General features: G+C 58.9%; 15 protein-coding genes and 1 tRNA gene. 11 read left to right on the plus strand and 5 right to left on the minus strand.

Annotated features, from left to right (window positions below; genetic code table 11):
* Window positions 1-209: 209 nt before the first annotated feature.
* From leuB to petB, 3 genes are all read right to left on the minus strand, one after another.
* Complete coding sequence (leuB, locus tag NW839_RS08215; RefSeq protein ID WP_414341994.1) at window positions 210-1,325, minus strand: 3-isopropylmalate dehydrogenase; 1,116 nt, start codon at window positions 1,323-1,325, stop codon at window positions 210-212.
* Between the two features lie 207 nt (window positions 1,326-1,532).
* Window positions 1,533-2,045, minus strand: coding sequence for a cytochrome b6-f complex subunit IV (gene petD / locus NW839_RS08220; protein WP_011433236.1), 513 nt, complete (start codon window positions 2,043-2,045; stop codon window positions 1,533-1,535).
* 98 nt (window positions 2,046-2,143) lie between these two features.
* Window positions 2,144-2,791: a cytochrome b6 gene (gene petB, locus NW839_RS08225; protein WP_041436518.1), complete on the minus strand. Its 648-nt coding sequence runs from the start codon at window positions 2,789-2,791 to the stop codon at window positions 2,144-2,146.
* A 188-nt stretch (window positions 2,792-2,979) separates the two neighbouring features.
* On the opposite strand from petB, the gene NW839_RS08230 reads away from it, so the two are divergent.
* The 4 genes from NW839_RS08230 (at window position 2,980) to NW839_RS08245 (ending at window position 6,982) form a co-directional block, all read left to right on the plus strand.
* On the plus strand, window positions 2,980-4,257 hold the full coding sequence (locus NW839_RS08230; RefSeq protein ID WP_414351674.1) for a S41 family peptidase: 1,278 nt from the start codon (window positions 2,980-2,982) through the stop codon (window positions 4,255-4,257).
* 154 nt (window positions 4,258-4,411) lie between these two features.
* Complete coding sequence (locus tag NW839_RS08235; protein WP_414341991.1) at window positions 4,412-4,966, plus strand: phycobiliprotein lyase; 555 nt, start codon at window positions 4,412-4,414, stop codon at window positions 4,964-4,966.
* A 16-nt stretch (window positions 4,967-4,982) separates the two neighbouring features.
* On the plus strand, window positions 4,983-5,495 hold the full coding sequence (locus NW839_RS08240; protein WP_011433231.1) for a tetratricopeptide repeat protein: 513 nt from the start codon (window positions 4,983-4,985) through the stop codon (window positions 5,493-5,495).
* A 146-nt stretch (window positions 5,496-5,641) separates the two neighbouring features.
* On the plus strand, window positions 5,642-6,982 hold the full coding sequence (locus NW839_RS08245) for a hypothetical protein (RefSeq protein WP_414351675.1): 1,341 nt from the start codon (window positions 5,642-5,644) through the stop codon (window positions 6,980-6,982).
* A gap of 123 nt (window positions 6,983-7,105) precedes the next feature.
* On the opposite strand, the gene NW839_RS08250 is transcribed toward NW839_RS08245, so the two are convergent.
* On the minus strand, window positions 7,106-7,423 hold the full coding sequence (locus NW839_RS08250; protein WP_414351677.1) for a DUF3067 family protein: 318 nt from the start codon (window positions 7,421-7,423) through the stop codon (window positions 7,106-7,108).
* Window positions 7,424-7,606: 183 nt separating this feature from the next.
* Between NW839_RS08250 and NW839_RS08255 the strand changes: the two genes are divergently transcribed.
* A complete protein-coding gene (locus NW839_RS08255) occupies window positions 7,607-8,125 on the plus strand; it encodes a cytochrome b6-f complex iron-sulfur subunit (RefSeq protein WP_414351678.1) in 519 nt (172 codons plus the stop codon).
* Window positions 8,126-8,247: 122 nt separating this feature from the next.
* Window positions 8,248-9,231, plus strand: a complete 984-nt coding sequence (locus NW839_RS08260) for an apocytochrome f (RefSeq protein WP_414351679.1) — start codon at window positions 8,248-8,250, stop codon at window positions 9,229-9,231.
* Between the two features lie 161 nt (window positions 9,232-9,392).
* Here NW839_RS08260 and NW839_RS08265 read toward each other — a convergent pair whose 3' ends face one another.
* On the minus strand, window positions 9,393-10,241 hold the full coding sequence (locus NW839_RS08265) for a PhzF family phenazine biosynthesis protein (protein ID WP_414380571.1): 849 nt from the start codon (window positions 10,239-10,241) through the stop codon (window positions 9,393-9,395).
* 208 nt (window positions 10,242-10,449) lie between these two features.
* On the opposite strand from NW839_RS08265, the gene groES reads away from it, so the two are divergent.
* The 5 genes from groES (at window position 10,450) to NW839_RS08290 (ending at window position 15,009) form a co-directional block, all read left to right on the plus strand.
* On the plus strand, window positions 10,450-10,761 hold the full coding sequence (gene groES / locus NW839_RS08270) for a co-chaperone GroES (RefSeq protein WP_011433225.1): 312 nt from the start codon (window positions 10,450-10,452) through the stop codon (window positions 10,759-10,761).
* 90 nt (window positions 10,762-10,851) lie between these two features.
* On the plus strand, window positions 10,852-12,486 hold the full coding sequence (gene groL, locus NW839_RS08275; protein WP_011433224.1) for a chaperonin GroEL: 1,635 nt from the start codon (window positions 10,852-10,854) through the stop codon (window positions 12,484-12,486).
* Between the two features lie 336 nt (window positions 12,487-12,822).
* Window positions 12,823-13,617 carry a DUF429 domain-containing protein gene (locus NW839_RS08280; RefSeq protein ID WP_414351682.1) on the plus strand — a complete coding sequence of 265 codons (795 nt, stop codon included), beginning with the start codon at window positions 12,823-12,825 and terminating at the stop codon, window positions 13,615-13,617.
* Between the two features lie 115 nt (window positions 13,618-13,732).
* Window positions 13,733-14,896: a GuaB3 family IMP dehydrogenase-related protein gene (locus NW839_RS08285; RefSeq protein ID WP_414351685.1), complete on the plus strand. Its 1,164-nt coding sequence runs from the start codon at window positions 13,733-13,735 to the stop codon at window positions 14,894-14,896.
* Between the two features lie 41 nt (window positions 14,897-14,937).
* Window positions 14,938-15,009, plus strand: a tRNA-Val gene (locus NW839_RS08290).
* The last annotated feature ends 320 nt before the right edge of the window (window positions 15,010-15,329 follow it).

A 15,329-nucleotide genomic window follows, 5' to 3' on the forward strand; every position in this document is an offset into this window, starting at 1 on the left:
CTGCTTTGCTTTGGCTACCATGTTGGCAGACTCGAAAGTAAACAGAAAGATCAACTGGTAGTAATCCGTATTGAACATATTATACATTATTTTCAGTATAGTTGAGCTTATTATTGACTAGAGTCATGCTCCAAGGATCCCCACAATTGGAAATTGCTTGGAAATCGCCGCACGTCTGCCTTGGCTGTAGCCTGTGGCCCCGAAAAAGGCTATTGCGCCTGCTGCTGGGACAGGGCTGCCACCAACTTTTCTCCCATTTCCTGGCAACCCACTAAAGTCATTCCCTCAGAGTAGAGGTCTGGGGTGCGGTACCCTTGCGCCAAAACGGCTTCTACCGCCTGTTCGATGCGGTCGGCAGCTTGCGGCTGATCCAGGGAGTAGCGGAGCATCAGGGCGCCGGAGAGCACCTGGGCAATGGGGTTGGCTTTGTCTTGTCCGGCAATGTCGGGAGCCGACCCATGTACCGGCTCGTATAGGCCGGGGCCAGAGGATCCCAGAGAGGCAGAGGGCAGCATACCAATAGAGCCGGTCAGCATGGCCGCTTCATCGGAGAGGATATCGCCGAAGAGATTGCCCGTGAGGATGACGTCGAACTGCTTGGGCCAGCGCACCAACTGCATGGCGGCATTGTCGATGTACAGGTGGGAAAGTTCCACCTCCGGGTACTCAGCCGCAATGACATTGACCCGCTCCCGCCACAGTTGCGACACCTCGAGAACGTTGGCTTTGTCCACCGAGCAGAGCTTGCGCCGGCGTTTGCGGGCCAGCTCAAAGGCAACTCGGGCAATCCGATCCACCTCAGCTTCGCTATAGACCATGGTGTTCACGCCGCGCCGGGATCCCTGGGCATCCGTGAAGATTCCCTTAGGTTGGCCGAAGTAAATGCCCCCCGTCAGCTCCCGCACTACCACCAGGTCGATCCCCGAGATCACCTCTGGCTTCAGGGAGGAAGCCCCCACCAGTTGAGGGAAGACTTTTACCGGGCGCAAGTTGGCAAACAGCCCCAGCCCCGCCCTCAAGCCCAACAAGGCCCGCTCCGGGCGTTTCTCAGGAGGCAGAGCGTCATACTTGAAGTCGCCGACAGCAGCCAGATAAACGGCATCGCTCTCTTGAGCCATTTTCAGGGTTTCTGCCGGCAAGGGATCCCCGGTCTGTTCGTAGGCGGCCCCGCCGATCAGGCCCTCTTGCCACTGAAGAGCAAATCCCATCTGCCGAGCAACTGCATCCAAAACGGCCCGTCCCACCCGCATGATTTCGGGGCCGATGCCATCTCCGGCAAGGGCTGTGATCCGATAGGTTCGAGCAGTTGAAGAAGAAGTGCTCATGAGCGGTCAAGCTGAAGATGAGGGCGTAGAGATACTACCATTTCGGCGGACTTGCCCATCCCTTGGCACACAGGTTTGCAGACAACTCCTCTAAAAAGCTCTCCAAATAACAAAGTGCAGCCTGGCCACCAACCTGCTGCACTCTGATGGTGATTCTGATGGTGATGATGACGATCAACCCATCAAGCGGGAGTCCCAGATGTTCTTTTAGAACAAGCCCAAGGTGACCCACTTATCCAAGGGCAAGGTGGCACCTATGCCCAGGTAGAGGGTGACCAAGGTGCCGATCAGGAACACCGTTGTCGCCACTGGGCGGCGCAAGGGGTTTTGGAACTTGTTGACGTTTTCGATGAAGGGCACAAACAAGAGACCCACAGGAATGGCAGACATCAGAGCAATTCCCAACAGCTTGTTGGGAGCAATCCGCAGGATGTGGAAGGCGGGGTAGAGATACCATTCCGGCAGAATTTCCAGAGGCGTAGCAAAGGGATCCGCCGGCTCCCCTACACCTGCCGGATCCATGACTGACAGGCCAACGATCACTCCAATAGTGCCCAGGATCACCACCGGAAACATAAAGAGCAAATCGTTGGGCCAAGCGGGCTCACCATAGGTCATGTGGCCCATGTTTTTCTTCAGCTTGGCTACAACTTTGGGGTTGTCTAGATCAACCTTGCGGGTAATGGCCTCGGTCGCTATCACCTGTTTTGAGACGGCCATGGGAGTTCTCCTTATCTAGGGACAAAAGTTCTGAAAAAGTGGCAGGTAAAGATCCCAGTTACCAGGAAAGTCAAAGGCGTCTGGGAGTCAAACCTTGCTCACAAAGGCCCAGAAATGCCTTGGCGGCGGATCATCAAAAAGTGCATGGTCATAAAGACTGCGGTCAGCCAGGGTAGCACGAAAGTGTGCAAGCTGTAGAAGCGAGTCAGGGTAGCTTGACCAACCGCTTCGCCACCCCGGATCAGTTGCACCAACAAGTCGCCCACCACCGGAATGGCACTGGGCACACCTGAGACGATCTTGACTGCCCAGTAGCCCACCTGATCCCAGGGCAGGGAGTAGCCGGTAACGCCAAAGGAGACGGTCAGCACCGCCAAGATCACGCCGGTTACCCAGGTCAGCTCGCGGGGCTTCTTGAATCCCCCCGTCAGGTAAACCCGGAAGGTGTGTAGGATCATCATCAGCACCATCATGGAGGCACTCCAACGGTGGATGGAGCGCAACAGCCAGCCGAAGTTCACCTGGGTCATGATGTAGTTCACCGATTCAAAGGCCTCAGCCACCGTCGGACGATAGTAAAACGTCATGGCGAAGCCGGTGGCAAACTGAATTAAGAAGCACACCAGCGTCACCCCGCCGAGGCAGTAGAAGATGTTAACGTGAGGCGGAATGAATTTTCCCGTTGCGTCGTCGACGAAAGGCGTAATCTCCAGCCGCTCGTCCAACCAGTCGTAAACTTTGCTCATAATGTCTGCATTTTTTGAAGTTGGCTCTCGAGGGCGGGGCAAGCCCACTCCCCTCAGCAATGTAACACAATCTTTTAACACTATCCTGGCGCCGGGCTCAGCTTGGGAACCAAGATCTTGATCCCAGTAGGCCAGACGAGCTTTTGATATTGCGTTTTGTTCATGTTTCTTAATGTTTTTTGGGATCGATGGTTGTGCAGAAGCCGAGATACACAGGGATCCGCTGGAGAGGGTGGGGGATCCGCCTTGTCTTGCTTGGGTGTTTGCTCTGGGCGAGTTTGGCCATAGGCCCCTGTCCGGTGCAGGCCAGCCGTTGGGGAGAAGAGCAGCAACTGCTGGCGCAGGCTTGGGCCTACGTGGATCGGGCCTACGTGGATCCGGGGTTTAACGGGCAAAACTGGTGGCAGGTGCGGCAGCGGTTTCTCTCCCGGCCCCTGAAGGAGCGCAAGCAGACTTACCAGGCCATCGAGGAGATGTTGGCCACTCTGGGGGATCCCTTTACCCGCTTTCTGGACAGAGAGCACTACCTCAGCCTGCAGACCTCTACAGCCGGCGAGCTGAGTGGTGTCGGCTTGCAGATTGCTATCGACGAGCAAGGCGCTGTGCGGGTGATTGCCCCCATGGAGGGCACTCCTGCCGAGCAGGCCGGGATCCAACCCCAGGATGAGATTTTGGCGGTGGATCGGGTGCCGGTGGCGGGGCTGAGCCTGGACGAAGTGGCCGAGCGGATGCGGGGGCGCAGCGGCACGCCGGTTACTTTGAAGCTGAGGCGGCAGGATCGCATTTGGGAGGTGGAGCTGGTACGCCAATCGATCACCATCAACCCCGTGCGCACCCGTTTTTTTGAGCTGCCTCAGGGATCGGTGGCCTACATTCGCCTCAGCCAGTTCAACGGCAATGCTGCCGCTCAAGTCCGCCAAGCCATTCGGGCCGCAGAAGCTCAAGGGGTGCGGGGCTACATTCTCGATTTGCGCAACAATCCGGGGGGACTCTTGCAGGCGGCCATTGAGATCGCCCGCTTCTGGATCCCCAAGGGTGACATTGTGCTGGTGACGGATCGCCACGGCATTCAAGACAGCATTCCCGCCACCGGCGAGGTGCTCACAGAGGCGCCGCTGGTGGTCTTGGTAAATCAGGGCAGCGCCAGTGCCAGTGAAGTGTTGGCCGGGGCACTTCAGGATAGTGGGCGAGCCCAACTGGTAGGAACGCGCACCTTTGGCAAGGGTCTGATTCAATCCCTGCTGGAGCTGGCGGATGGCTCGGGGCTGGCGGTGACCACGGCCAAGTACCTTACCCCCAGCGGCCACGACATCCATCGCCAGGGGATCCAGCCCGATGTGGTGGTGGCGGAGGGATCCATTCCTCTGACGGCAGAAACCTTGGCCGGGCCGGAGGACATCCAGCTGCAGCGAGCCTTGGAGTTGTTGGGGCAGACCCAAGGGATCCCGGTGGCCAAAAGCGGGTGAGGGAGGAGATCCCGCTCCAGACCCAGATCTCAATCGTTGGCATTAGGATTTGGATTCCTGTTTATTTTCAATTCGTTTTAGGATCAGAGGCAGGGTTTTCTGGGCCACTTCTCGGCTCCAGCGCCGGTTTCTGACTCTGTCCGCTCCCGCCCGCATGAACGCCATCCAGAAATTTCACCACTTTTTCAACTGCTGCATTGGGGCTTGGCGCACAGAGCGCACCTACCATTACCTAGACCGTGGCGAGGTGGAGCGCTCCCGCACCGAGTTCACTATTCGCACTCTCACCCCTGAGCTCAAGCACAAGGTGCTCACCGACAACAACTACCCCAACCACAACGTGGATGGTTTTTTGGGCTTTCACTTGGCTTTTGAGACCGTTTCCGAAACGGGGGAGGAGGCCGGGCAAGAGCTGAACATGCTGTTTGTCCCTCGGCAGGAAACCCCCCTGGGGCTGCAGGGAGACTACCTGCGGGATCGGGCCTACGAGGAAGATCGCCCGATGGTGGCGGCTTTCCGGTTTGATCCCGGATCCCTGCAACTGGTGATGACCACCACCTACACTCGTGTGGTTGCTGTAGATACCATCACTCTACTGAATCCGCGCCTGCGCCTGCGGCAGATCCTTACCTACCAACGTCCCCCTCAGGGTCAGCCTTTGCAGGAGCTGTTGCTGGTGGGGTTTGGGGTAGAACAGAAGCTGACCTAGCCTGCGGATCCTGAGCATGACGCTTCCCAAAGACCTGAGATTGTCTCAGCACTTGGCTCTGATCCAGTTGAGGTTCGAGCGAGGACAATACCGGCAGGCGCTAGAGGAGGTTAAGCAGGCCCAAAGCCGCTATCCGCAGTCGGGTAAGCTACGGCTCTGGCAGGCCCTGGCCCAAGAAGCCCTTGGCGAAACGCAGGAGGCCATCCTGTTGGCCCAAACCTTGCTGCGCAACCCAGATCCAGAAGTTGCCCAGCAGGCTCGCTATGTCTTGGGTATCTGGCAAGCCCCTCGTCTGCGGCGTCCAGCGGAGTGGTTGAGCGAAATTCCCGATCTCAGCCGGCTGGAGGAAGCTGATCCCCCAGAGTACCGCTTGGCCTATGGGCGCTCCCAACGCAAAGGCCCTTCCCCAAGATCTGGGGATCCCCTCAGCCGCCGGGCAGCGGATCCCCCGTTGGACACTAAGCCCCTCATCTGGGTGTTGATCGGGATCCTCTCGACCCTGCTGGCCGTGATGGCTTGGCTGCCCTAGAGGCGGGTATAACCCTCGCCGCTGCTGGGTTAGTGGGGAGATACTGGGAATAGAGGAGACGCTAGGTCTAGCTCAGGGGAGAGGATCTGCGTCCTAGGGATCCCGACAGGCTCCTCGGCAATTGGGGCAGAAAGCGGAGGTTAAGAGTGGCTACCCAAACATTGGTGATGGATGCAGTGGAACAGTTGGGCCTGCGGGTCACCTTGGGAGATATTGCATCCAGCACGGGCTTAGCTTTACACGAGGCCAAACAAGAGCTACTGAATTTGGCCCAAAAGGCGGAGGGGCATCTCCAGGTTTCCCGGCAGGGGGAGATTACCTACGTTTTTCCACCGGATTTTCGCAGCATTCTCAAGCGCAAGGAGCAGCAGGATCAGCTGGCGGCCCTGCGGCGCAAACTGTGGGGGGGCTTCCTCTATGGGCTGCGCATCTCCTTCGGCATCCTGCTGGTGGTGTCGATTGTCTTGATTGTCCTAGCGTTGATTGCCTTGCAAATGGCCAGCAGCCGCGAGCAGGACAATCGCAGCCGGTCGCGGGGGATAGGGTTTTACTACTTCCCCAATCTTTGGATCGGCAACCCCTTCTGGGATCCCTATCCCTACTATGGCAGCTACTCCGGTCGGACGCGCCCCCGCCAGCCGCAAAAATCCGAGCTGAACTTCCTGGAAGCGGTGTACAGCTTCCTCTTTGGGGACGGGGATCCCAATGCCAACCTGGAGGAGGAGCGCTATGCCCTCATTGGCCAACTGATTCGTGCCAATGGGGGGGTGATCGCAGCGGAACAGGTGTTGCCCTACCTGGATGTGGAGCCGGGATCCCCGGCCTTGGAATACGAAGATTACATGCTGCCCATTTTGCTCAAGTTCGACGGTCAGCCGGAGGTCAGCGAGGACGGGGACATTGTCTACCGCTTTCCGGAACTGCAGGTGGCCGCCTCAGAGCGTGATCCCAAGAGGATCCCCGAAGTGTTGCAGGAGAAACCTTGGGTGTTCAGCCGGGCCACGCCTGGTCAACTGACCCTGGCAGGGGGTTTGGGAGTTCTCAATTTCTTTCTGGCCGCCATTCTCTATGGGGCACGGGAAGAGGTGGCAGCGGCAGCCGGCAGCAATGCTTTTTTAGCCTTCATCTACCCGTTGATTGGGTTTCTGTTTCTCTACGGCAGCCTCTTTTTGGCGGTGCCCGCCGTTCGGTGGTTGACCTTGCAAATCCGCAACCAGGGGGTGGAGCGTCGCAATCGTGTCCGGCAGCTTTGGCGAGAGCATCTGCAGCATCCCACAGAGGCGCTGCTGCGCAAACTTAGCTTTGCCCGCCGCTTCCGCCGTCAAGAAGTTGTGCAAGAGTCGGACACCATTTACTCAACCGACCGGGATTTGATCGAGCAGCGGGACTACCGTCTGGACGAGCCGGCATTCCGCCAACTTTTGGAATCCGAAGCTCAGCAGGATCGCCCCGAAACCGAACAAGTGCGCAAGCCGCGTCCCCTCTAGAGAGGTCATGGCCGTTGGGCAAACTCCCGGTCTGCCGTTTGAGCTGAGACCCATTCGAGTTTCTTGCCCAGCCGGAGAATCCGGCGCTTGGGTTTGCTTGGACTTCTTTCTCCCCAGGAGAACTCACAACAACCACTCGGAGACTCGCTCCCCCACCTTCTGCAAATCCAGAGGAATGGCCACCGCTTTGCCCATACGGGGTCTCTGACGGGTGGCTTCGATTTCCCGGCGCACCGATTCCCACACCCCCCAAGCCTGCAAATGGGCCAGCACGTTCTCCAAGTGGGCCAAATACTCGGCCTCGCTCAAGGGGAAGGAGGGCTGCTCCAGATAGCGCCACATCACCAGCAACACCACCTTCTGCTGGATACGCCGCAGCTGCACGTCGTAGGAATAGCCCCACTTCTCGCGCAACAAAGCTTGAAAGTCGGATCCCTTCATCAGACTTGTCTGAGGCTGGCTTGGATCTGGCTCCAATCGCGCTGGGTGGGCCGCTCACCTTGGGAAGGAAGGCCACGGCCTCTTACAGCGTTGCATTTCTTAACGATATTGGCCAAAGGGGTCGGTTAGGATGATGTCGCTTGTCAACGAACGTTAAAACTTCTCAGGTCTGCATTTGCCATTATGACGGAAGCGGTTAGCAACTTTGAAGCGCCCCCCATGAGCCGGCGGGTTCTTCTCAATGCCCTGCTCAGCGGCTCTGTGGGAGTCGTAGTGGTGGGCGCCCTCTACCCGGTGGTGAAGTACTTTATCCCGCCCTCTTCCGGTGGAGGGGGTGAGGGCCTCATAGCTCAGGACGCTCTCGGCAAGCCCATCAGTGTCAGTGAGCTGTTGGCCACCCATGCTGCCACGGACCGGGTGCTGGCCCAAGGTTTGAAAGGGGATCCCACCTACATCGTGATCGACAACGGGGCGGTGGCCAACTATGGCCTCAACGCGGTTTGTACCCACCTCGGTTGCGTGGTGCCCTGGAATGTGGGGGAAAACTTGTTTAAGTGCCCTTGCCACGGATCCCAGTATGCGGCCAATGGCAAGGTGATCCGGGGACCGGCTCCCCGCTCGCTGGAGCTGGTGAGCGCCACTGTGGATGGCGACAACGTCCGCTTCAGCCCTTGGCAAGGCCCCGATTTCCGGGAAACCTAAAGGGCAAGGGATCCCGCTGGCTGTGCCGGCTTTTGCCGAACGATTTGGGGCAAATTGTCGAGATGGCTGTTCCAAGACTGTGTCCTAAACCTGTGATGGAAATTCATTCTGAGCTGAGAGTTATGAAGCGAATCTGCTTGGCCTTCTGTGGGCTGCTGCTGTTGCTGGGGATGGGGGCACGTCCGGCGGCAGCCTACCCCTACTATGCCCAGATGGCCTACGACAACCCCCGCGAGGCGACTGGAAAAATTGTCTGTGCCAACTGCCACCTGAACGCCATGCCCACTCGCGCCGAGGTGCCCCAGGCCGTCACCCCCGGCCAGGTGTTCACCATCAAAGTTGGGATCCCTTATGACCTGAGCAAGCAGCAGGTGCTGGCAGACGGCAGCAAGGGTGGGTTGAATGTGGGCGCGGTGGTGGTCTTGCCGGAGGGCTTCCGTTTAGCCACCGAAGCCGAGATGACCGAGGAACAACGGCAAGAAACTGCCGAGACCTACATCACCCCCTACAGCGACGCGAAGCCCAACATCCTCCTGGTCGGGCCTTTGCCGGGCGAGCAGCATCAAGAAATCGTCTTCCCGGTGGTGGCCCCTGACCCGAAAGAGGATCCCTCGGTGGCCTTCATGAAGTATCGCGTTTACATTGGGGCCAACCGGGGTCGCGGTCAGCTCAACCCCGACGGCAGCCTCAGCAACAACAACGTCTTCCGCGCCCCAGCCACGGGGCGTCTGGTCAACATTGCCACCCTCGACTCCGATATCAGCGATCTACCGGCTGAATTGGCCAGCCTGGTGCCCCCGGAATACGAGCTGCCGGGCACGAGAGTTCTCAGCTTCGAGACCGAAAGCGGGATCCAAAACCTGGTGGTGCCACCTGGGCCGGAGCTGGTGGTTGCCGTTGGCGACAGCGTCAAAGAAGGGGATCCCGTCACCAACAATCCCAATGTGGGCGGCTTTGGCCAGGTGGAGCGGGATCTGGTGCTGCAAAGCCCGGAGCGGGTGAAATGGCTGGTGGCTTTCCTGGCAGCCGTTACGATTGCCCAGCTCTTATTGGTGCTCAAGAAAAAGCAGGTGGAGCTCATTCAAGCCGCCGAAATCCTTGGCTAGCTCAAGCTCTTTCCTGGCCTGCACCTCGGAGGTATCCGAGGTGTTTTTTGTTCTGTAGGGCTGATAGCAGTCGTGGTTTTTATTACCATCTATTTCAACTGCTCGCCCTAGCGGGCCGGAGGCCTTGTTCCCTGCCGCTAGCACCCTAGTCGACAACGGTTCTAAGGCAGCCTCAGCTCTCCTCTGATCACCAGCACCGCTTGCCCAGCAATCTCCACGCGAGAGCCGAGATCGCGACACCAGAGCTCCCCGCCGCGGCTGGATAGCTGGTGGGCCTGTAACTCAGAGCGACCCAGGCGTTTGGCCCAATAGGGCATCAAAAGACACTGGGCGGATCCCGTCACCGGATCTTCCGGGATCCCCAGCCGAGGGGCAAAAACGCGGCAGACAAAATCCGGCCCATTCCCCAGAGCCGCCCCAGAGGCTGTGACGATCAACCCCGGAACGGGGAGTGCTTGAACCTGGGCCAGATCCGGTTGCACCTGCTGCACCTGTCCCGCCGAAGCCAGCACCGCTACCCCCATACCCCCGCGGTATAGCTCCACGGGTGGGATCCCTAAAGCTGCTGCCACCTGCTCCTTGGCTTCTGGCCAAGGTTCCGGAGTTTGAGCAGGAAAATCCATGGCCAGGCGATCCCCTTGCCGCCGCACCTGCAACAGGCCACTGCGGGTGGAAAAGGCTACCCTCTCCGCCTCAGGATGCACCTCGGTGAACAGCACATGGGCACCAGCCAAGGTGGCGTGGCCACAGAGATCCACCTCCGTCGTCGGCGTAAACCAGCGCAGCCCATAGTGGGGAACCTCGCCCTGGGATCCCTGAGGCAGTAAAAAAGCCGTCTCCGACAAATTGTTCTCTGCGGCAATGGCCTGCATCAGCGCCTGCGGCAGCTCCTGAGGCAGCAAACACACCGCCGCGGGGTTACCTGCAAAAGGCACTGCCGTAAACGCATCCACCTGAAACAACGGGATCCGCACGTTCTCAACCCAGCCCAACTCAGGCCATGATCCCACACCGGCACCAAAAGTAGGGGGATCCGCACCCCGACCGTACCCGCCAAAAGCGGGATCCCACCGACAGAGGCTATTGTCAGGCCAGAAAGTTGGCTGATAAACTAGCACTCGTAAGTCGAGAGTGCTAAGTCGCTTCCCTTCGGGGAAGTGGAACTAATGGAAATGAAAACTTCAGCTTCGTGCTTTAGGATCACGGAGGACATTCGTCATGGCTGCAGTAGCTCTTAACGTCTCTACCCTGAAGCCGCTGGGCGACCGCGTGCTGGTCAAAATCGCTCAGCAAGATGAGAAAACCGCAGGTGGGATCTTCTTGCCGGACACTGCCAAGGAAAAGCCCCAGGTGGGGGAAGTGGTTGCTGTTGGCCCTGGCAAGCGCAACGACGAGGGCAAGCTGATCCCGATGGAACTGAAAGCCGGCGACAAAGTGCTCTACTCCAAGTATGCCGGAACCGAAGTCAAGCTGGGCAGCGATGAATATGTGCTGTTGGCCGAGCGGGACATTCTCGCCATTGTTCAGTAATGGTCAGTGATTCAGCAGCAGTTCAACGAACGATTGAATCCTTGAGACTCTGTTTCACCCTTACCTGCATTTGCATCGGAGAGGTTGACTATGGCCAAATCAATCATCTTCAGTGAAGAAGCCCGCCGCGCTCTAGAGCACGGCATGGATATTTTGGCAGAAGCCGTAGCCGTTACCCTGGGTCCCAAAGGGCGCAACGTCGTGCTGGAGAAGAAGTTTGGCGCCCCCCAAATCATCAACGACGGGGTAACCATTGCCAAAGAAATCGAGCTGGAAGACCACATTGAGAACACAGGCGTTTCCTTGATCCGGCAGGCGGCTTCCAAGACCAATGACACGGCTGGGGATGGCACCACCACGGCCACGGTCTTGGCTCACGCCATGGTGAAAGAAGGTCTAAAAAACGTGGCTGCCGGCGCCAACCCGATTGCCCTAAAGCGGGGGATCGACAAGGCGGTGAAGTTTTTGGTCGACAAGATCGCCGAACATGCCCGCCCGGTCGAAGATTCCAAAGCCATTGCCCAGGTGGCGGCCATTTCCGCCGGTAACGATGAAGAAGTGGGCCGTATGATTGCCGAGGCCATGGACAAGGTGGGCCGCGAAGGGGTGATCTCCCTGGAAGAAGGCAAGTCCATGACCACCGAGCTGGAAGTGACGGAAGGGATGCGCTTCGACAAGGGCTACATCTCCCCTTACTTCGTCACCGATACCGAGCGGATGGAAGCGGTTCTGGAAAACCCCTACATCCTCATCACCGATAAGAAGATCACCCTGGTGCAAGACCTGGTACCGGTTCTGGAGCAGGTGGCCCGCGCCGGTCGTCCTCTGCTGATCATCGCCGAAGACATCGAGAAAGAAGCGCTGGCTACCCTGGTGGTGAACAAGCTGCGGGGTGTGCTGAGCGTGGTAGCGGTAAAAGCCCCTGGCTTCGGGGATCGCCGCAAGGCTATGTTGGAAGACATTGCCATCCTGACCGGTGGTGAGGTAATCAGCGAAGAGCGCGGCCTGAAGCTGGAGAACGCTCGCCTCGATTCCTTCGGCACTGCCCGTCGCGTCACGGTAACCAAAGACAATACCACCATCGTGGCGGAAGGCAACGAAGCGGCCGTGAAAGCTCGTTGCGAGCAAATTCGCCGTCAAATTGAGGAAACCGACTCCACCTACGACAAAGAAAAACTGCAAGAGCGCCTGGCCAAGCTCTCCGGCGGTGTGGCAGTGATCAAAGTGGGCGCGGCCACTGAAACCGAGATGAAAGACCGCAAGTTGCGCCTGGAAGATGCCATCAACGCCACCAAAGCGGCGGTAGAAGAAGGGATCGTTCCCGGCGGCGGTACCACCTTGGCACACCTGATCCCAGTGGTAACCGAGTGGGCGCAAGCCAACCTGTCCGGCGATGAACTGGTGGGGGCCAACCTGGTCGCCCGCGCTCTGGGTGCTCCGCTGCGCCGCATTGCTGAGAACGCCGGCCAAAACGGCTCCATTGTGCTGGAGCGGGTGAAAGATAAGCCCTTCAACACCGGCTACGATGCTCAGAACGACGCCTTCGTGGATATGTTCGAGGCGGGCATTGTAGACCCGGCCAAGGTTACCCGTTCTGCCCTGCAAAACGCTGCTTCCATTGCGGGGATGGTGCTGACCACTGAAGCGATCGTGGTGGACAAGCCCGAGCCCAAAACCAACACGCCGGCAAGCAGCGGCAGCGGCATGAGTGACTACGACTACTAATCCGTTGACCGCCACAGCGAGGTGGATCCCTGAGGCTCACCGAAGAGCCCATGGGCACTTCGCTTCCTGGCCAGGCATCTTGGATGAATCTTTCGGGATCCCCTGGTGGGATCCCTTTTTTATGGATTTTTATTTTTTATCAAGACAGGCGAGCTGGCGGGATCATTCCCAATACCCATGCAACAGCAGCGCAACTGTCTGTGACGTTGATCCCCCTCTACCTTTGGGAGAGGGGCTGGGGGTGAGGGCGCCGGAGCCATGCAATCGGGAACTGCCTCAAACTGGCTCTTGGAAATGGCTTTGATCTGTCGAACTTGAGGAAAAGGGGAAGGCGGTGTGGCTCAGTTGATTTGCATTGGCCTGGATCTGGCCTGGTCGCCCCGCAACCCTTCCGGTCTGGCCACGCTGCGAGTCCAGCTCGGGGATCCCGGCAGGCAGAACTTGACAGGCCATCTGGTCGATAGCCGCATTCTCCAGACGGATGAGGAGATCCTGGACTACATTCAAGCTCAGGCGGGAGGGGATCCCTGCTTGGTGGCGGTGGATGCCCCCCTGCGCGTCCCCAACCTCAGCGGACAGCGACGGGCCGAGGCCGAACTGAACCGGGTGTTTCGCGCCTATGCAGCCGGGGCCCACCCAGCCAACCGCCGGCTTCTAGAAAAAAACGGCCAAGTGAGAGGAGAAGCCCTGGTGCAAGCCCTATCCCGCTATGGCTTTTGGGAGCAGGCCAACATCGAGCGAGGGAAGCTTACCCGCCAAGTGACCGAGGTCTTCCCCCACAGCGCCTTGGTCAGTCTCTTCGGCCTCAGCCGCACCCTGAAATACAAGGCTCGCCCCCGACGCACCTGGCCGGAACGGCAACAAGCCTGGCAGCTTTACCAGCATCATCTGCGCTCTCTAGCTGCCGCTGACCCGGCTCTCCAGGATCACGAAGAGCTGCTCCAAGTGAAGGTGGGATCCCTCAAGGGCCGTCGACTCAAAAACTACGAAGATCAGGTGGATGCGTTGATGTGTGCCTACATCGCCCTCTACGGGTTCCGCTGGGGATCCGAGCGCTGCCGCAGTTTCGGCAACCTGCAAGAAGGGCACATTTTCACGCCCTTGCCCCCTCGAACCTCTGAGGCTGATTGAGACCCGCTCCGGGATCGCAGGTGGAAATCCCAACCAGAAGAACAAAACTCTCGCTAGCCTTGGATCCCTCCTTGGCGGCATGATAAAAACAAGGGATCCGCAGAACAGGGGAAAAATGGACGTGCAACTGGGCCGCAATCGGCAGGCAAGACGCGCTTACGGGCTGGATGAAATCGCGCTGGCCCCAGGCAGACGAACGCTGGATCCCAGCCTGGTGGATACCCACTTCACCCTGGGAGGGATCCAACGGCAAATCCCCATCATCGCCAGCGCCATGGATGGCGTGGTGGATGTGCGAATGGCCATTTTGCTCTCGGAGCTGGGAGCTTTCGGGGTGTTGAACCTGGATGGCATCCAAACCCGCTACGCCGATCCCGATGAGATTTTGGATCAGATTGCGTCGGTGGGCAAAGACGAGTTTGTGCCCCTAATGCAGCGCCTCTACAGCGAACCTGTAAAGCCGGATCTGATTCAAGAGCGCATCCGCCAAATCAAGGCCGGTGGCGCCATTGCAGCAGCCAGCAGTGTGCCCGCCCACGCCGCCCAATACGGCCCCCTGGTGGCTGAAGCCGGGGGGGATCTGTTTTTCGTTCAGGCCACGGTGGTTTCCGTTCACCACAAGGTTCCCGAAGGCATGGAACTGCTGGATCTGGCCCAATTTTGCCGGTCGATGCCCATTCCTGTTGTGGTGGGCAACTGCGTTACCTACGATGTTGCCTTGGAGCTGATGCAGGCCGGAGCTGCCGGTGTCTTGGTGGGGATCGGCCCTGGCGCTGCCTGTACTTCCCGAGGCGTGTTGGGGGTGGGAGTGCCGCAGGCTACGGCCATCGCCGACTGTGCCGCTGCACGGGAGCAGTTTTTGGCGGAAACCGGCGCCTACGTTCCCATCATTGCCGATGGCGGATTGGTGACCGGCGGCGATATTTGCAAGGCCATCGCCTGTGGAGCGGACGCAGTGATGATCGGATCCCCCTTGGCCCGCGCCTATGAGGCCCCCGGTCGCGGCTTTCATTGGGGCATGGCTACCCCCAGCCCCATCTTGCCCCGCGGCACCCGCATCCGCGTGGGATCCACCGGCACCTTGGAAGAAATCTTGCGCGGCCCCGCCCGCCTGGACGACGGCACCCACAACCTCTGGGGTGCTCTGCGCACTAGCATGGCCACCCTGGGGGCTGCCAATCTCCGAGAAATGCAGCAGGTGGAGATCTGCATCGCCCCCTCCCTCCTGACCGAGGGCAAGGTGTACCAGAAGGCGCAGAGCTTGGGTATGGGGAAATAGTCCCTTGGGAATGCTAAACTCGGTGGACTGGGATCCCTCGGGGGCGGTTAGCTCAGCGGTAGAGCGCCTGCCTTACAAGCAGGATGTCACTGGTTCGAGTCCGGTACCGCCCATCCCCACCGGAGCTTGCAGCTTGAGAGCTCTGTCTCAGTTTGAGATACACCCGCTAGCCAGAGCCGGATCCCTGAGGTAGAGTAGTGGATATCGAGCCTCGATCATCTACCGCAGTTGGGTCTCGCATTGAGTCTCGCGCAGAAAGTGTGTAAAGTGGTAGACGATGTGGACTTCGGCTGTATCATGTCTTCCCAGAGTCCGCGATTGCCAGGCTCGTTGTTGAGGTAGGCAGTTTGTCGCTTCTATGAGGACATCCCTACAGCCAAAAAGGTGTGAGGAAAAGAACAAGGAGAGAAACATGCCCGCGAAACACGCGAAC

Origin of the sequence: Synechococcus sp. R5-15 (assembly GCF_047462035.1) — a bacterium.
Classification (GTDB): Bacteria; Cyanobacteriota; Cyanobacteriia; order Thermostichales; family Thermostichaceae; genus Thermostichus.